Raw genomic sequence first — 18,253 nt, 5'->3', positions numbered from 1 at the left:
GGGGTTTACCCCCGATTGCTGTGTGCCAGACACAGATTTTCTATCTGATCCAACGCAATCGGGGGCAAGCCCCCTCCCACATTTGCCCTGTGTACGCTTGATGTTTAGGTGGGTTGGGCTTCCAGCCAGGTGGCGTGGCAACTTTCGCGCAGGGTTTCGCGCAGCCACTTATGAGCCGGGTCTTTGTCGAAGCGTGGGTGCCAGGATTGGGCCAGGACCAGGGTCGGCAAGGAGATCGGTAACGGGAAGGCGCGTAGGGGCAGCTTCAGGCGATTGGCGCTGTAGAGCGCTTCCTTGGGCACCGGCAGAATCAAGTCGGAGTCAGGCAACATGAACATCGCACCATGAAAACCCGGCGCAATCATCGCCACGCGCCGCTCCAGGCCCTGGGCATTCAGTGCGGTATCAATCGGCCCACGGGCGATGCCACGCCTCGAAATGCTGATATGGGAATAGCTGGCGAAACGCGCGGCGGTGATCTCTTCGTCAAATAACGGATGGTCCTCCCGCGCAAGGCCGACGAAGGTCGTGGAAAACAGGTTCTGCACCTTCACTTCCGGGGTGACCGGCATGGTGTTGCTCACGCGCAAGTCCAACCGTCCTTCGCGCAGCGCTTCATCATCGGTGTCGCCTTCAGGGACGAAACACAGCTCGCACAGTGGCGCCATGCGCTCCATGGTGTCGAACAGTCGACCGCCATACACGCCGATGAAAAAGTCATTGGCGCGCACACTGAAGCGACGGCGCAGGGTGCTCAGGTCCACCTGGTCCGCCGAGCGAAACAGCAGCGCGGCCTGCTCCACCACGTTGCGCACCTGCCCCTGTAACTGCAATGCCTTGGGCGTTGGCACCAGGCCGCGACCGGCACGCACCAGGATCGGGTCGCCCACCGCTTCGCGAATACGCGTGAGCGTGCGGCTCATGGCCGCCGGGCTGAGGTTCATCCGCCGTGCGGCGCCGACCACACTGCCCTCGTCAAGCAAGGCGTCGAGGGCGACCAGCAGGTTCATGTCCGGTAATTGCATGCCAAGCACTCGTGATCAGAGGGGAGTGAACTGGGCGCAATCGTAGCAGGGATAGGTGGATCAGCGCTGCATGCCCCAACGCTTCACGGTGAGCCGCTCGAAGGTGTCAAACACCAGGTTCTCCACCAGCAGGCCGATCAGGATCACCACCGCTAACCCGGCAAACACCTTGTCGGTATACAGCTCGTTGCGGTTCTGGAAGATGTACCAACCCAGCCCGCCCTTGCCGCTGGTGGCGCCGAACACCAACTCGGCGGCGATCAGCGTGCGCCAGGCAAACGCCCAGCCGATTTTCAGGCCGGCGAGGATCGACGGCAGCGCGGCCGGAATCAGGATAAACAGCACAAAGCGCATGCCCTTCAGACCATAGTTGCGACCGGCCATGCGCAGGGTTTCGGACACGCCGAGGAACCCTGAATACGTGTTGAGCGCCAGCGCCCACAACACCGAATGCACCAGCACGAAAATCAGGCTGTTCTGGCCCAGGCCGAACCACAGCAGCGCCAGCGGCAGTAACGCAATGGCCGGCAGCGGGTTGAACATCGAGGTCAGGGTGCTCAGCAGGTCGCGGCCCAATTGGGTCGACACGGCCAAGGTGGTCAGGGCAAACGCCAGCACAATGCCGATCAGGTAACCCTTGATCAGCACCACCAGCGAGATGCTCACCTTGCTCAGCAATTCGCCGCTGAGCAGGCCGTCATACAACGCGGCGGACGTCTGCAGAAAGCTCGGCAGCAGCAGGTCGTTGTTCTGGTAGCGCGCCACGGCTTCCCACAGGATCGCGAGCACAATCAGGATCAGGCCTTTGCGCAGCCAGCCTTGTTGCCACAGGCGTTGGCGCAGGGGCAACTCGCGCTCCACGGGGACACTGAGCAGCGGTTCGAGGGTGACTTCATATTCCTGGCGCATGGGTTGCCCTCTTAGTAAGCGATGCGGATGTCGGCAAAACCCAACTCGGGCTCCGCGACGCTGGTTTCATCAAACAGCAAGCGATGAATCCGCCGCGCCGACGCCTGGAAGTCCACACCGCCCAGGCTGTGCAGGTCGTATTGATGGCTGTGGATTTCTGCGCGTACACGCCCCGGATGGGGGGACAGCAACAGGATGCGATTGCCCACCACCAGCGCTTCTTCGATGGAGTGGGTGACGAACAACAGGGTAAAGCGCACCTCTTCCCAGAGCAGCAGCAATTCTTCCTGCATCTTGCGCCGGGTGAGGGCATCGAGGGCGGCGAAGGGCTCGTCCATCAACAGGATTTTCGGCTGCATGGCCAGGGCACGGGCGATGGCCACGCGGGCTTTCATGCCGCCGGACAGGGTGTGGGGGTAGGCGTCGGCGAAGGCACTCAGGCCGACTTTGTCGAGATAATGCAGGGCGCGTTCTTCAGCTTCGCGGCGCTTGAGGGTGTTGGACGCCAGCAGCGGGAACATTACGTTCTGCTTGACGGTTTTCCACGGCGGCAGTTGGTCGAATTCCTGGAACACCACGATGCGGTCAGGGCCCGGTTGCTCGACCCTTTGCCCCAGCAGACGAATCTCGCCCTCGCAAGGTTTGATAAACCCGGCGATGGACTTGAGCAAGGTGGACTTGCCACAGCCCGAAGGGCCGAGCAGCACGTAGCGGTCCGCCGGGTCGATCTCGAAACTGACCTGGTGCGTGGCCCGCACCACGCGCTCGGGGGTGCGGTATTCAAGGCTGACGTTATCCACCGCCAGCAACGGCTCGGCGGTGTGCAGGTTGCTGGCCGTGTGGCCTTGCAAGGGCGCGTTCATCTCAGCTTCCTTGCAGGGGCTTGGCGTCTTGGAAGAAGTAGTCCTTCCACGATTCAGGCTTGTTTTTGATGGCGCCGACGCGGTAGAGGAATTCCGCCAGCGGGTAGGTATTTTTCGGCGTGACGCTGAATTCGAACTGCGGGTTGTCGATGATCTTGAGCAGCTCGGCGCGGTCGATCTTGGCCTTGGTCACGCGGATGTAGGTATCGGCGGCGGCGCCTTTGTCGTTCTGGGCCAATTGTGCGGCTTCGGTCAATGCCTCGACGAACGCCTTGTAGGTTTTCGGGTTGTCGTTGCGGAATTTTTCGGTGGCGAACAACACCGTCGGTGAGTTCGGGCCGAGCAGGTCATAGGTGTTCAACACCACGTGCACATTGGGGTTGGCCAGGGCCTGATCCTGGAACGGCGGGTTGGAAAAGTGCCCGGTCAGCTCGGTGCCGCCAGCGATCAAAGCGGCGGTGGCGTCAGGGTGCGGGACGGCGACGGTGTACTTGTCGAGGCGATTGAATTCCTTATCGCCCCACTGCTTGGCGGCGGCGTATTGCAGGAAACGCGACTGCACCGAAACGCCCACCGCAGGCACGGCGATGCGGTCCTGGTCGGTGAAGTCGGCAATGGTCTTGACCTTGGGATTGTTGCTGACCAGGTAGTACGGGAAGTTGCCCAGGGACGCTACGGCCTTGACGTTCTGCTTGCCGTGGGTGCGATCCCAGATGGTCAGCAGCGGGCCGACGCCGGCACCGGCGATGTCGATGGAGCCGGATAGCAGCGCATCGTTGACTGCCGCGCCACCGGAGAGCTGGGTCCAGTCGACCTTGATGTCGATACCTTCCTGCTTGCCGTATTTCTCGATGAGATTCTGGTCGCGCACTACGTTGAGCAGCAGGTAAACGATGCCGAATTGTTCGGCGATGCGGATCTCGCCTTCGGCCTGGGCAACCGCCGGGGCTACCAGACTGCCGGCCAGCAGGCTGATACCCAGCCCAACGGTGGCGGCCAATCGTGCAAATGGAATGTTCCTGGACATGGTCATGCTCCGAATCAGAAAGGCGCGTCGCCCTGGATGGTGGTGCGAAACAGCTTGCGGCGCAGGTAGCTCGGGCAACCGGCAGCGAGATGGATCAACGAGCGGTTGTCCCAGAACACCAGGTCGTGGGGCTGCCATTGGTGGCGATAGATGTTCTGCGCCAACACGCTGTGGGCGTAGAGCTGGGCGAGCAGGTCACGGCTTTCGTCTTCGGGCAGGCCGACGATGCGGGTGGTGAAGCCTTCACTGACGAACAGCGCCTTGCGACCGTTTTCCGGGTGAGTGCGCACAATCGGGTGCACCACTTCTGCGACCTGCGCCAACTGCTCGGGCGTGAGCGTGGGGCGCCAGTTGCCTTCGAATTTGGTCTCGCTGTAGCGCGCAGTGTAGGAATGCGCGGCGCTGCGGCCAGCCACCGCTTTGCGCAGATGCTCGGGCAGTTGATCCCAGGCTTTGTGCATATCGGCGAATAAGGTGTCGCCGCCTTCGGAGGGCAGTTCCTGGGCATGCAGCATCGAGCCAAGGCTCGGCAGTTCTTTATAGGACAGGTCCGAATGCCAGAATTTTCCCGCGTCGCCCAGGCCGATGGATTGGCCGTTTTCGATGATGTTGGAGACGATCAGGATTTCCGGGTGATTGGGCAGCAGGAACTGTTTAAGCACGTGGATCTGCAGCACGCCAAAGCGACGGCTGAAGGCAATCTGTTGTTCGGGAGTGATCCGTTGGTCGCGAAAGACCACCACATGGTGATCCAGATGCGCACGGTGGATGCGGGCGAAATCCTGGTCATTGACTGGCCGGGACAGGTCCAGGCCAATAACTTCGGCGCCGACGCTGCCGGGCAGTGGGCGAATCTCGAACGTTTGGGCGGTAGGGATCGCTGTTGGAACAGTAGAGGTGGCAGACATGAGTTCACTCCCGGTCAGACAGGAGAGTGACTTTATAGGTATAAGAACGGCAATTTAAATACCGTTAGAGAATATCCATATGCGGGAATGTCGCAGCATGCCAATGCCGTGTAAGACCCCGCAAGACCCCGACGTGGGCCGTCTGAGCAGCATGTTGAAACGCTTACAAGCCGAAACCGTGCCCGTTTGACAAGCCTATGGGCAGCCTCTAGTGTGCATTGGATCCAATTAGCCACCACTTTTCCAATAAGGAGGATAGCGTAACCGTGACGCAGAAGCCGAACCCTTTGAACAGCATCAAGATCAGCGGGCCTATTCCCGCCCATCTTGCTCGCTCCGTAATTGAAGAAACCCTGCGCAATGCCATCCTCGACGGCCGATTGCCCTGCGGCACCGCCATGCGCCAGCAAGAGCTGGCCAGCCTGTTCGGGGTCAGCCGCATGCCGGTGCGTGAAGCCTTGCGCCAGCTGGAGGCGCAGTCACTGTTGCATGTGGTCACCCACAAAGGCGCCGTGGTTGCACCGCTGATCGAAGACAATTCAGCTGAGACCTATGAACTGCGTATGTTGCTGGAGTCTGAAGCGCTGCGCCTGTCGATTCCTTTGCTGACCGAAGCTGATATCGCCGAGGCAGACACATTCATCTGTGCCCTGGAACAGGAAAAAGACTTCGCCGAGATTGGTCGCCTCAATCGCCTGTTTCACATGACCCTGTACGGCAAGGCGCCCAACCAGCGACTACTCAAATTGGTAGAGCACGGGCTGAATGAGGAAGAGCGCTTCCTGCGTTTCAACCTTGAAGCAATGGGGCTGGGGGAGACATCCCAGGAAGACCACCGTGAACTGCTGAACCTCGTGGCGCACAAGCACGTCGCTGAAAGCATCCTGACGTTACGCAATCACTTGATGCGCGGGATGGAAGTGATCACCACCTACCTGAATGGTCTGGACGCCGACGCCAGGTAAGTCACTCAGCAGAACTTCGCTCTCCCGCCTTGCTCCTCAAGAGTTGCGGGTCACTGCCCATCGGACAGAGGCCCGTACTGAAGAAATTTCCGACTTTAATAACGCAACTAACTGACAGCACATATTATTTAGAAAAACTTCTAACATATTTGTATGCTCGCCAAATTGTTTAACCCGCCTATTATCTTTTATTAATAAACCAGGCCACTCACTCGGCGCCTCACGCAGGCGGGCGGCCTTCCTGGCCACGCCTGGTTTACATCTACTCATCTTTTTGCCAATCACAAAAGCCCATCGCTGTTTCTACAGCAGACGCAATAATTTATAGGCATCAACCATGCATCAACCGTTACTGGAACAAAAAAAACTGCAGTTATACAGCCATCCGTTATTTGCAGAAATAACTTCACTTCGCAAGTTACAACACTTTATGGAAGGCCATGTTTTCGCTGTTTGGGACTTCATGACACTCACCAAACGCCTGCAACAGGACCTGACCTGCACTCACTTGCCCTGGCTGCCACCCTGCGACCCGCAAGCTGCGCGCCTGATCAATGAAATAGTGCTGAGCGAAGAGTCGGACACCCATCCCCGGGGAGGCCATTGCAGCCACTTCGAGCTGTACTTGGAAGCCATGGCCGAGGTCGGCGCCAGCACCTCTACAATCAACCGTTTCGTGGCGCTCCTGCGCCAAGGCGCGACGGCAGATATGGCCTTGCACGACGTTGCGCCGCCTGCCGGGGTGGCCCGTTTTGTCAGGGCAACATTATGCGTCGCGGTAAACGCGCCCACGCACTGTGTGGCGGCTGCGTTTCTTCACGGCCGCGAGCGTGTCATCCCCGCGATGTTCGAGCGCATCCTGCAAGCGGATGCGTCGATCCTGCATCAAGCGCCTACCTTGTGCGGCTATCTCAAGCGCCACATCGAACTGGACACACAGGATCATGGCCCGGCGGCGGAGCAACTGCTCGAACGTCTGCTCAGTGCAGATCCGGCTTATGCCCAACAGGCCAGGGATACAGCCCTCGCCGCCATGCAAAGTCGCATCGACTTCTGGGACGAGTTGCGGGTTTCGTTGCAAGGGGTACGCCCATGAACACTGCCAATTACCCCGCCATTGCCGAAGATTGGGAACGCCGCGCAACCGTTCGCACACGCCCCCGCCGTCTGCTGGAAAACGATGACAAGTTGATCTACCCCCTGTGCCGCCAGCCATTGGTCCTCAGCACGGCCTTTGTTCAACATTGCCCGCAGTGGCGCGACTTCGTGCTGGTGCAAAGCTTTTACAAGTTCATCAATGACGTGGTCATCTTCGAGACTGAAATCGTCGATAAAACTGCCCGCAGCATAGCCAAGAATCGCTTCTCGCTGCCCTTCCCCCTCGCCTGTCGCGTTGACGCGATGACCGTTGTGGTGGACGAGGACTATCACGCGCTGGTTGCACTGGATTTTCTGCAACAGACGGTGACCATGACGGGCATACAACCGCTGGACCTGCCCGGGCAAATCGAGTTGAGCCGGGCGCTGCCGGCGGCACAAGCCCTGGCACCCGCTCACCTGAGCGATGCGGTGGAGTTGATTGGCGTGGCCATCGCCGAAAACACCGTCACCCACGATGTAGCAGCGTTTTCCAAGGACAACAGTGTCAAAGCGTCGGTTCGCGGCTTGATGGCAGACCACTTGTTTGACGAAGGTCGCCACGCGCAATTCTGGACGCGGCTGGTGCGTATTTATTGGCAGGCCGCGAGTGCCGATGACCGCGACAGCATCGCTCAAGTGCTGCCGACGTTCCTGGCGCATTACCTGACCAACGACCTGCAGAAGAACTTCGACCTGCACTTGGTTGATCATCTGGACATCGATGACAGGGTACGCAATGCACTGCGCGATGAGGTCATGGCACTGGCGTTCCCCATCAGCCGCCATCACCCGTTGATGGGCAATATCATGAACTTCCTGCAGCACAGCGGCTTATTGCAAACTCCCAGTGTTGCGCAGGCGTTGAACGACTACCTGCCAGTGTCCGGGAGGCCCACATGAGGCGCCTGAACATCGGCTGGAGCGGCGCCAGCAGCGCCTTGAACGATATCCGGCAAATGCTTGAGCAATACGGGCATATCTCAAGCGACGACGCCCTCGACCTGTTGATTGAGGATGGCAGCCAACCACCGCCGATCCACGCTGACCAAACCCCGTGGATACGCCTGCGCGTGGGCATTGGTCCGGTCGCCGACTGCGGACTGCCCGAGTTGCAGGTACGCGCTTATGCGCACGACGGGCGGACAGTTGCCGTACTGCACATCGCCGACGAGCCCAGTGGAAACGGTCATCGGCTGCGCCAGCAGGTGACGAATGCACTGGTCGAATGGGTCGCGCTGCACGTCAGTGGCTTCGCCCGCGACCCAGGGTACTTTTCTGCAACCGCAGTAGCCAATGAGTGGCCCGAGCAGGACTTGCGAGCGCTGGAGGCGCTGGCGTTTCTTCATCGATTCAACCGTACGACAGACCTCACGTTGATGCAGGAAGCGCGGGTATCGGTGATCGAACAGCTGCAGGCCAGCCTTCACACCTTCGCCGAACGCCCGGCGCTGAACATCGCCGGCAGCCAGGTGACCTACCGTCAATTGCATCGCCATGCCCTGGCGATCCAGCAACGATTGCTCCCCTTGCTGGACACCGCAGACGCGCCGCCGGTGATTGGTGTGTACCTGGAAAAATCCATTGAGCTATACGCCAGTATTCTCGCAGTGCTGGGCTGTGGCGCGGTGTACGTGCCGCTCGGCACCGAGCAGCCCGCTCAACGCCATCACGTCATGCTCGAAAGCGCGGGGGCTCGCGTATTGCTGGACGCCGGCCAGCATCCATTGCGGGGGCGCTTTGTGTCAGTGGATGTCCGCAGTGTCGCCCCCCTCGATGCCGACATCACACGCTCGTTGATACACCAACGCCCGCACCCTGATGCCCCCTGCATGGCGCTTTATACATCAGGCACCACCGGGCAGCCCAAGGGCGTGCTGCTCAGCCAATACAACCTGGCGCACTTCACGGCGTGGTTCAAGCGCTGCATGGGTTTGGACGCGCAGAGCCGCGTCCTGCAGTTCTCGCCTTTGAGCTTCGATTCGTCGCTGATCGATATTTTCCCTGCCTTGATAGCCGGTGCCGAGTTGGTTGTACCGAGCGAAGAGCAACGGCGCGACCCTCACCAACTGCTTGAATTGCTCCACAAACACTGTGTCACCCACGCCTTTCTGCCACCGGCCCTGCTCAACATCCTGCCGCCCGACGCTTGGTTGGGGCTAACGCACCTGCTGACGGGAGGCGATGCGTGCGAGCCTCATGTGATCGAACGACTGGCGGGGCAATGTCAGTTTCACAACCTCTATGGCCCGACGGAGGCGACGGTGTTGGTCACCCATCGGGTAATGCAGGTCGGCGACAGCAACCGCAGCATTGGCCTGCCCATCGCCAACAGCCAGGTGCTGATCCTCGATGCCGACCTGCAACCGGTGGATGAACACGTGATGGGCGAGGTGTACATCAGCGGCCCTGGGGTAAGCCTGGGATATGTGAACGAACCGCAACAAGCGGCCAGCGCTTTCGTCGAACTGACAGTGCCTGGTGGTCGGAACCTGCGGGCCTACCGCAGCGGCGACCTGGCCAAGTGGACCGCCGAGGGCATTGTGCTGGGTGGGCGCTGCGACGATCAGGTGAAGATCCGTGGCTTTCGGATTGAGCCTCAGGAAATTGAGCAATGCCTGCGCAACAGTCGCTTGTATCGCCAGGTGGCGGTGGTTATCGATGGTGAAAACAGAATCCGGTGTTTTGTCGCCCAGCCTGAGCCGGGTGCCACGTTGGCGGACCTGCAGCAACATGGGCGGCAGTGGCTGCCGGATTATATGCAGCCCGGTGGTTGGGCCGAGTTGGCGGTTATGCCTCACACCTGCAATGGAAAAGTCGACCGTAACGCCCTGTTGGCGCTACCGTTTGAGCCCCCTTTGCGGGCTTCCCCTTGCACTGCATGCACCCCGTTTCAAACGCGATTAAGCAGCCTGTGGGGTGAGTTGCTGGCCTTGCCCGTTAATCGGCTGTCCATGGATGACAGCTTCTTCGATCTAGGCGGTCATTCAATGTTGCTGTCGACGCTGATGCTGCGTGTTCGCGAGCAATTCGGCCGTGGTTTCACGCTAGGTCACTTCCTGGAAGTACCGACGATCCGTACCCTCGCAACGCTGCTGGAGAACGGTGAACGGCCCGATGCTCCCTTTGCTCAGGCGATTCGCGATGCCCAGCGGGAGTGGGTGATCAACACGCTGACACAAGACCGTGCGGGGGATCCCCGCAAAGTGATCGTGACGGGGGCCAACAGTTTCGTCGGCAGCCATATCGTCGAAGCCTTACTGGCCGGCGGTGCAACCAAGGTAGCGTGCCTGGTACGCGAGGCGCCGGGGAATACGGCGATGGCACGGTTTACCGAAGCGTTGCGCGAGTACCGCCTGGAACACCTGGACCTGACCCGGGTGCACGTCTTCGCCGCCGATATCAGCCAGCCGCAATTGGGCTTGACCCGTGAGGTGTACGACGCCCTTGCAGAGGACTTCGGCGTACTGGTGCACAACGCGGCACGGGTCAACCACGTAATGGACTACCTCTCACTGGCGAGGGACAACGTCGACCCCATATTCGAATGCCTGCGTTTATGTGAAACACGCAGCAAAAAGGTCTTCAATTTTGTCTCGACGCTGTCGGCCTCCAGCAGCATCGACTCACGGGGGCATGTGCTGGAAACGCCTGCGGCGGCCACGTTGCCGCTGTACATCAAGAACGGCTACAACCTGTCCAAGTGGGTTGCCGAGCGGCAGCTGGGAGGTGCACTCGCCCAAGGTGCCTGGGTGAATATCTATCGTCCCGGGAATATCAGTTTCAACAGCCGCAACGGTGTCTGCCAGCCGCAAAAAAACCGCCTGATGTTGATGCTCAAGGGGTCTCTGCAACTGGGCTTGCTGCCGCATTTGGATTTGAACTTCGATTTGATGCCTGTGGATTTTCTGGCGCGCTTCATGGCGTTCCACTGCGGTCGCTTTCAGGCCGACAGAAACGTGTTCAACCTGCATAACCCACAGCCATTGAGTTGGGAGCACTACCTGGATGCATTCAGCCAGGCAGGCCACCCCTTCCAACGAGTGAGCATTGCGCAATGGCAGCAGGCGTTACGAACGGTGGGGCCGGACAACGCACTGTTTGGCGTACTTGGGTTCTACCTCGATCGCCTGGATGAGGACATCGGCGATACGTCGACGATTCACCATGACAACGCGCGGCACGGTGTTCAGCAGATGGGAGAGTCCTACCCCGAAAAAGATTCGGTGCTGTTGAGCAAAGGCTGTAACTACCTCAAGGCCATCGGCTTTCTTTGAAACGCCTCAGGACAACCTCATGAAACCGCTGCAACCTGATACGTTAATCCGCAACCCGAACGGCGCGCCGATCGTCGCCTGCGTCGTGGTCGATTGCCCTGCCAGCCACCTCTGGAACGCGGTGGGTCAGTTTGGGGGCTTCGATGCGTTCATTCCTGCCCTGACGCATATCGAAATGACCGGCGTCGGTGTGGGCTCGTTGCGCACGAAGTTTTTCCACGATGGCAACCTTGTGGTGGAACAGCTCAATAGCCGGGATGAGCATGCGATGCGCATGACCTGGACCACGATCTACAACACCCTGGGCGTGGCCAGGTTGTGGGCCGCAATCAACGTGGAAGCACTTGGAGAGCACTGCTCCAGGGTAACCTGGACCATTATTGCCGAGCCCGAAGACAAGGGGCAGGTGGGATTTGAACAGTTTGTGCAGGGGTTCGTCGACAGCGCCCTGGAGAATGTTCGCCGCTTGCTGGCAAAGCGATAGGAGCGAAATCGCTCGCCCCTACCACACACTCAGCAGATTAAATTTTGAAGCTATCGACCAACTGCTTCAACCGATTGGCTTGTTGCGACAGCGCATCGCAGTCCTTCAGGGTTTCGTTGAGATTGGTCACACCCTGTTGGTTCAGCAGGTTGATCTGGTTGATGTCGACGTTGAGGGTTTCCACCACGGCAGTCTGTTCCTCGGTGGCCGCAGCGACGGACTGGTTCATGCCGTCGATCTCGACGATTCGCTGCGTAACGCTGACCAGGCGCTCACCCGCCTGGTTGGCCACTTGAACGCTTTCTTCACTGGAGGTCTGACTGGCATTCATGGTGGTCACCGCCTCACGCGAACCCACTTGCAGCGAAGTGATCATTTTATGAATCTCTTCAGCCGACTCCTGGGTACGGTGAGCGAGGTTACGCACCTCATCAGCGACCACGGCAAATCCGCGTCCTGCTTCACCGGCACGGGCCGCTTCGATGGCCGCGTTCAATGCCAGCAGGTTGGTTTGCTGGGAAATACCTTTGATCACATCAAGGATGTGGCCGATGTTGTCAGTGCTGGCGTTCAGAGTTTCGATCTGGGTGCAGGACAGGCTGATCTTTTGCGACAGCTCCGACATTGCCAGGATGGTTTGCTCAACCACTTTGCGCCCATCGTCGGCCTGCTCGCTGGCACCACTGGCGTGCTGTGAAGCGTCGGCGGCGTTACGTGCGATTTCCTGGGTAGCGGCGCCCAGCTCGTTGATGGCTGCGGCCACGCTGTTGGTGCGTGCGCTCTGCTCGTCAGAGCCGATGATCGAAGCATTGGATGACGCCATCACACGCTGGGACAAGTCATGCACCTGGCGTGTGGCTGAGGACACTTCGGAAATCGAGGCGTGAATACGCTCCACGAACCGGTTGAACGCACTGCCCACTTCTCCGAACTCGTCTTTGCTGGTGACTGCCAGGCGGCGGGTCAGATCGCCCTCGCCTTGGGCAATGTCCTGCATGGCAATACCCATCGTGGTCAGGGGTCGCAGCAGCACTTGGATCAGCAGGCTCAAGAGCACGGCAATCGCGACGACGGCGATCAGCATGGCAATCAATGCGGAAGTACGGAATTTACCCAGCGGTGCGTAGGCTTTGTCTTTATCGATCGACAGACCGATATACCAATCAGCACCGGGCAAGCCGCTGATAGGCGTGAACGACAGGATGCGATCCTGGCCTTTGAGGACGACCTCCTGGTTAAGTTTCTCGATGCGCAGGCTGGTGCCAGGATAGATGTCCTTGAGGTTTTTCATCACTTGGTCTTCGTCAGGGCTGACGATCACTTGGCCGTCGCCGCTGACCAGGAACGCATGGCCGATACCGCCGAAATCCACCGAGTTGATGATCTTCACCAGGGTTTGCAGGCTAAGGTCTCCGCCGACCACGCCGAGCAACTCGCCATTCTTTTTCACCGGCATGGCGATCGTTACGATCTGCCCACCCACTGCGGCCATATAGGGCGGCGTGAGCATAGGTTTATCGGCAGCCACAGCTTGCTTGTACCAAGGACGCTGACGAGGGTCGTAACCGTCAGGCATCTTTGCGTCCGGGCGCTGGGTGAACACCCCGTTAGTTTGGCCAACATAGGTGAACTGGAAGTTCGAAGTGAACGCTGGTTGATCGACCAACCCCGGGAGGTCAGCCCCACTGCCTTGGTGGGCAACGTTTTGCGTCAGGCTTTCGAGCACCAATATGCGACCGCTGAGCCAGTTCTGCACACTGCTGGCGGTGAGCTCACCAGACTGCTGGATAGACGACTCCAGGTTCTGCTTGATGGTGCTGCGCTGCAGATAGTCGTTGTAAAGGGTGAATAACGCGAAGGCCAGAACCACAACGCCTGACGCGGCCAACAAAATTTTATGACTGAATTTGAGATTCATTTCATCGACTTCTTTTTGCCAAAGGGGGGTGAGCGGGCCGAATGGAGCATTCCATGTAATGGTGTCGGCAGCTTCTCAGGCCGCTCTATTTCGGTGCACGCATGGCTTATCAGGCTTTCGGCCACGTCGAAGCAAAACTTAGGGGATTGTGGGAAAGATCTTCTTTTTGAGTGGGAAACCGACCAGTGGTTGTCGTACAAGGACCATAGTTGCAAATTTTTTCCGCCTACCAAACAATGCGACTAATTATCATTTGTGACGTATGCCGAGCTCGTTTACATGCCGCCCTCTGAGTACATCTCGTGTGAAGAAAGCGTTGTGCAGGCGCTTTACAGCACCCACCACAACTGGCTGAACACTTGGCTGCGCAGCGCCTGGGTAATGCAGCCGATGCTGCAGACCTGGCTCAAGACACCTTCGTGCGCCTGTTGCAGAGAACCGAGCGGTTTGAGCTCAAGGCGCCACGGGCATTTTTGCGTACGATTGCCCGAGGCTTGGTCATTGATCACTGGCGCCGCGAGGAGATCGAACGGGCCTATCTCGAATCAATCGCCCATCTGCCCGAAGCGTTGGCGCCGAGTGCTGAGGCGCGAGTGTTGGTGCTGGAGTTGCTGGAGGACATCGCCCGGCTTTTGGAGGGCTTGAAACCCAAGGTGCGTAAGGCATTTCTGATGGCTCAGTGTGATGGGCTAACGTACAACTTGATCGCGCAGCAGATGGGTATCTCACTGAGGTCAGTTGAGCGTTATGTCGCCGAGGCGCTTTATCACTGCTACGTCCTGCGTTATGGCACCCATGGATAACTCCACACGCTGCGGGCCAGATCCCAGGGTGGTCAAGCAGGCTATCAGTTGGATGCTGCGCTTGCGTAACAACAGCGCCAATACCCAGTTGCTCGTGCAATGTGAGTACTGGCGCGAAGCTCATCATGATCACGAACTGGCTTGGCAACGGGTTCAGGCGCTGCAGCAGGAGCTGAATGGCCAGCTGACCGCGATCCCCGAGACGCATAGGGCACTGGAAAACAGTGCTCAGGGCCTTGGGCGGCGGCAGGCACTGAAGCTATTGTCCGGAGCCCTGCTGGTGGGCTCGGCGGTATGGGTACGCCGGGATCTGAGCGGTTGGCAGCGCTGGACTTCTGACTTCGCAACAGCCACCGGCGAGCGCCGCAGCATGCAACTGCCCGAGGGCACTCGCCTGCAACTCAACACCGACAGTGCGGTAGACCTGGACTTCAAAGCGCAGCAGCGTCTGATCACACTGATGCGTGGGGAAATCCTGGTGACCTGCGGCGCTGCCTTGTCTGCCCCCTTGTTGGTTCAAACGCGCCATGGCTTGCTCGAAGGCATCGAAGGGCGTTTTACCGTTCGCGAGGACAACGACTGCACACGCTTGAATGTGGTCAGCGGCAATGTGGCTATTCACTCACCTCACAGACCTGATGGACTTTCGACCCGCGTTCACGCAGGAGAGAGTTACCTCCTGCGTCAGACCGAAGCCATGCTTGTTCCTCCACCGGATATGGACGTTGCTGCCTGGGCGGATGGACTGATCGTGACTCGAAATATGCGACTCGCCGATTTCCTTTCAGAAGTCGGGCGTTATCGCCCTGGCCATTTGGGCTGCTCGATGGATATTGCAGATTTACGGCTATCGGGTGTGTTCCGCCTGGAGGACACCGATAAGTTGCTGGCGATACTTGCGCGCACACTGCCGGTACACGTGCGCTATCGCACCCGCTGGTGGGTGAGCCTGGAGCGGAGGGTCTGATCTTTTATTTTTTTTGGCGGCTTTTTTCCCAGAGTCCGGCTTAGTCAGTAAGCCAATCAATCTGCCCTTACCGGCCTCTACGGATCTTGATCATGCCTGTGTGTTTTCCCCGCAATACTTGCGACTCTTCCTACCCGCTATTGGGTCAAGCCATACGCGCAGCATTACTGTCGACGGCGCTGGGCATCAGTACGGTGCCGATCACTGTCTTGGCCGCAGAAGGCCGCGCAGAACTGGTTAATCAACACTACGAGATACCTGCAGGACCACTGAGCGAGGTACTCAATCAGTTCTCTCGACGGGCAGGTGTCACTCTGTCCAGCACACCAGCACAAACTCAGGGCCGCAGTCGGTGGGGCTAAAGGGTGACTACTCTGCCGAGCAGGGTTTTAGTCGTTTGCTAGAAGGCACAGGGTTGCAGGCAATATCCGAAGACGGTGTCAGCTTTGTCTTGCAGGTGCTACCGGAAAGCAACGCGCTGACTCTACCGACCACCGACATCAAGGGTTTCGCCTTGGGCAATGCTCTTGGGAGCATGGAAGGCTACAACGCGACTCACAGCCAGATCGCTACCAAGACCAGCACCGCCCTACTGGAGACCTCGCAATCGGTTTCGGTAGTGACACGTGAGCAAATGGATGACCAAGGCTCCCAGACCGTTGCCCAAGCCATGCGTTACACACCTGGCGTGCTGACCAACCCCTATGGCGCAACGCATCGGTATGACTACGTGGCGATGCGCGGTTTCAATGATGGCTCCGTGGATAACATTTACCTTGATGGTTTGAAGTCCATGGGGGACAGCGGCACCTATAGCACGATGCAAGTTGATCCGTACTTCCTGGAGCGCGTGGACGTTCTCAAGGGGCCTTCCTCGGTACTGTATGGGCGCAGCTCGCCCGGCGGCCTGGTGGCACTGACCAGCAAGAAGCCGCTGTTCGAGCCCTATCACCAGGTTCAAGCGACAGTGGGAAGCAACGGGCAATGGGGGATGGGATTTGACTTCAGCGGCCCAGTGGATGAAGGCAAGCGCATCGCCTATCGACTGACAGGGCTGGCGGATAAATCCGACACCCAATTCGACTATGCCAAGGAGAAGCGCTATGCATTGGCGCCAACTTTGAGCATCGACTTTACCGACGATACTTCACTGACGTTACAGGCCTATCTTCAGCATGATCCTGATGGCGGCTATCACAGCGGGATGCCAGCGGATGGCACACTGCATCAGCGCAATGGGCAGCGAATCTCCAACCACTTCTTTGAAGGTGAGCCCGGAGTTGACGGCTACAAGCGAAACCAGCAGTCGTTCGGCTATCAGTTCGAGCATCGCTTCAATGATGTGTTAACCGCACGGCAGAACTTTCGCTACCTGGATTCCAAGGTGCATTTGGATCAGGTGTACGCCTATGGCTGGACCACTCCGACCAGTAATGAGCTGAATCGCTATTACTCGGGCGGTGATGAGAAGCTGCATGCATTCATTATCGACAACATGTTGCAGGCTGAATTTTTTACTGGGGCGACCAAGCACACCACGCTGTTAGGTGCGGACTATCAACGGCGTAAAACAGTGGTGGATTGGACGAGTGGGTCGCTTGAGCCAATCAATGCGTTTAACCCCACCTATGGCAACTCCGCTATCAGCTATTACAGCCCTACCAGCTATTTGCGTCGGCTGGAGCAGACCGGGGTTTATCTGCAAGACCTGATCGAAATGGATAAATGGCGGTTTTCATTGGGGTTGCGTCAGGACTGGGTACAGACCTCTGACGAAAACCGAGTTGCAGAGACGAATCGGCCAGCGGGTACTGAGATCAGTGATAAGCGCACTAAACTTACTGGGCGCGCAGGTGCGTTGTACTTGTTTGATAGTGGCCTGGCACCCTATGTCAGCTACTCCGAGTCGTTCAATCCCAACTCCTATTCCGACAGTGCAGGCACTCCCCTGGCACCTACCGATGGGACACAGTGGGAAGTGGGGTTGAAGTATCAACCACCTGGCACCGAAAACTTGTTCACGGCATCGTGGTTTCGCATCGATCAGGAAAATCTGGCAACCAAGCTGCCGCAGGAAAACTTTTATCGTGGTGTCGGCGCTGTGCGCTCACAGGGACTGGAATTGGAAGCGCACATGCAGCTAACCGATAACCTCAAGCTCTTGGGCAGCTATACCTTTACCGATATCGAATACTCCAAGTCGATGGTGAGTACTTTGAGCACTGCAGACAATCTGATTGAGAACAAGGGCAACTCGCCGACGCAGGCACCTCGTCATATGGCGTCGATCTGGGCTGACTATAAGTTTGATAGTGGCGCACTGGACGGGTTGAGGCTTGGAGGTGGCGTGCGGTATGTGGGTTATAGCTGGGCAGATGCGGAGAATACGATGAAGGTGCCTTCCTATACGCTGTATGACGCGTCGGTAGGATATGACTTGGGTAAGGTCGGTCTGAAGGGCGTGGATGTGCGGCTGAATGCCAACAATTTGACCAATGAAACTTATGTCGCGTCCTGTGCCAGTCTGAACTTCTGCTATCTAGGAGAGGAACGTAACTTGAGCGCGACCGTCAGTTATCAGTTCTGATCCGTTAGTGCGGACCACACCGACCAGCGACTCTAAAACGACAAAACCCCTGTCTGTTTAACAGACAGGGGTTTCGGAATTTAATCTTGACGATGACCTACTCTCACATGGGGAAACCCCACACTACCATCGGCGATGCATCGTTTCACTACTGAGTTCGGGATGGGATCAGGTGGTTCCAATGCTCTATGGTCGTCAAGAAATTCGGTACTGAGTCGTGACCTGATGCCTCGCTTCAGAAATTGGGTATGTGACAGCTTTCGGTGTTTTGTGAGCGTTCGAACTTTCGGTTCATTGCGTCTTCACACACCGCAATCTGGCCTTCGACGCAAATTGCTTGGGTGTTATCTGGTCAACCTCACGGGCAATTAGTATTGGTTAGC

12 protein-coding genes, 1 rRNA gene and 2 pseudogenes are annotated in these 18,253 nt (G+C 58.2%); 8 read left to right on the top strand and 7 right to left on the bottom strand.

Annotation, left to right across the window (positions count from 1 at the left end):
* Nucleotides 1-104 precede the first annotated feature (104 nt).
* Genes IQK56_RS26310 through IQK56_RS26290 form a run of 5 tightly spaced genes read right to left on the bottom strand, consistent with a single transcriptional unit; the run spans nt 105 to nt 4,732 of the window.
* Nucleotides 105-1,025 (bottom strand): LysR family transcriptional regulator, encoded by a 921-nt coding sequence (locus IQK56_RS26310; RefSeq protein ID WP_122305254.1) that lies wholly within the window; start codon nt 1,023-1,025, stop codon nt 105-107.
* Between the two features lie 60 nt (nt 1,026-1,085).
* Nucleotides 1,086-1,934: an ABC transporter permease gene (locus IQK56_RS26305; RefSeq protein WP_099584306.1), complete on the bottom strand. Its 849-nt coding sequence runs from the start codon at nt 1,932-1,934 to the stop codon at nt 1,086-1,088.
* Between the two features lie 11 nt (nt 1,935-1,945).
* Nucleotides 1,946-2,797, bottom strand: a complete 852-nt coding sequence (locus tag IQK56_RS26300; protein ID WP_193863546.1) for an ABC transporter ATP-binding protein — start codon at nt 2,795-2,797, stop codon at nt 1,946-1,948.
* Nucleotide 2,798: 1 nt separating this feature from the next.
* A complete protein-coding gene (locus IQK56_RS26295) occupies nt 2,799-3,824 on the bottom strand; it encodes an ABC transporter substrate-binding protein (RefSeq protein ID WP_193863547.1) in 1,026 nt (341 codons plus the stop codon).
* A gap of 14 nt (nt 3,825-3,838) precedes the next feature.
* Nucleotides 3,839-4,732 carry a TauD/TfdA dioxygenase family protein gene (locus IQK56_RS26290; protein ID WP_150677216.1) on the bottom strand — a complete coding sequence of 298 codons (894 nt, stop codon included), beginning with the start codon at nt 4,730-4,732 and terminating at the stop codon, nt 3,839-3,841.
* 266 nt (nt 4,733-4,998) lie between these two features.
* On the opposite strand from IQK56_RS26290, the gene IQK56_RS26285 reads away from it, so the two are divergent.
* The 5 genes from IQK56_RS26285 (at nt 4,999) to IQK56_RS26265 (ending at nt 11,595) form a co-directional block, all read left to right on the top strand.
* Nucleotides 4,999-5,697, top strand: a complete 699-nt coding sequence (locus tag IQK56_RS26285; RefSeq protein ID WP_122305251.1) for a GntR family transcriptional regulator — start codon at nt 4,999-5,001, stop codon at nt 5,695-5,697.
* A 337-nt stretch (nt 5,698-6,034) separates the two neighbouring features.
* Nucleotides 6,035-6,793, top strand: coding sequence for a DUF3050 domain-containing protein (locus tag IQK56_RS26280; protein ID WP_193863548.1), 759 nt, complete (start codon nt 6,035-6,037; stop codon nt 6,791-6,793).
* Nucleotides 6,790-7,737, top strand: a complete 948-nt coding sequence (locus IQK56_RS26275) for a diiron oxygenase (protein WP_193863549.1) — start codon at nt 6,790-6,792, stop codon at nt 7,735-7,737. The genes IQK56_RS26280 and IQK56_RS26275 overlap by 4 nt, the downstream gene beginning before the upstream one ends.
* Nucleotides 7,734-11,111 carry an amino acid adenylation domain-containing protein gene (locus tag IQK56_RS26270; protein WP_193901879.1) on the top strand — a complete coding sequence of 1,126 codons (3,378 nt, stop codon included), beginning with the start codon at nt 7,734-7,736 and terminating at the stop codon, nt 11,109-11,111. The genes IQK56_RS26275 and IQK56_RS26270 overlap by 4 nt, the downstream gene beginning before the upstream one ends.
* Before the next feature lie 19 nt (nt 11,112-11,130).
* A complete protein-coding gene (locus tag IQK56_RS26265; RefSeq protein ID WP_150677212.1) occupies nt 11,131-11,595 on the top strand; it encodes an SRPBCC family protein in 465 nt (154 codons plus the stop codon).
* A gap of 37 nt (nt 11,596-11,632) precedes the next feature.
* On the opposite strand, the gene IQK56_RS26260 is transcribed toward IQK56_RS26265, so the two are convergent.
* Entirely contained in the window at nt 11,633-13,513 is a 1,881-nt protein-coding gene (locus tag IQK56_RS26260) for a methyl-accepting chemotaxis protein (RefSeq protein ID WP_122305246.1), read from the bottom strand.
* A gap of 279 nt (nt 13,514-13,792) precedes the next feature.
* On the opposite strand from IQK56_RS26260, the pseudogene IQK56_RS26255 reads away from it, so the two are divergent.
* The 3 genes and pseudogenes from IQK56_RS26255 (at nt 13,793) to IQK56_RS26245 (ending at nt 17,870) form a co-directional block, all read left to right on the top strand.
* Nucleotides 13,793-14,316: pseudogene (locus IQK56_RS26255) on the top strand (sigma-70 family RNA polymerase sigma factor).
* The gene (locus tag IQK56_RS26250; protein ID WP_279647227.1) at nt 14,300-15,283 is read left to right on the top strand and encodes a FecR family protein; all 984 of its coding nucleotides are present in this window, start codon (nt 14,300-14,302) and stop codon (nt 15,281-15,283) included. Before IQK56_RS26255 ends, IQK56_RS26250 begins: the two are co-directional and overlap by 17 nt.
* A 92-nt stretch (nt 15,284-15,375) precedes the next feature.
* A pseudogene (locus IQK56_RS26245) lies at nt 15,376-17,870 on the top strand (TonB-dependent siderophore receptor).
* An 84-nt stretch (nt 17,871-17,954) separates the two neighbouring features.
* Here IQK56_RS26245 and rrf read toward each other — a convergent pair.
* A 5S ribosomal RNA gene (rrf, locus tag IQK56_RS26240) occupies nt 17,955-18,070 on the bottom strand.
* Between the last annotated feature and the right edge of the window lie 183 nt (nt 18,071-18,253).

This window comes from Pseudomonas cyclaminis, from assembly GCF_015163715.1.
Taxonomy (GTDB): domain Bacteria; phylum Pseudomonadota; class Gammaproteobacteria; order Pseudomonadales; family Pseudomonadaceae; genus Aquipseudomonas; species Aquipseudomonas cyclaminis.
Note: the sequence above shows the minus strand (reverse complement) of the source record. Positions and strands in the feature narration are given on the sequence as shown.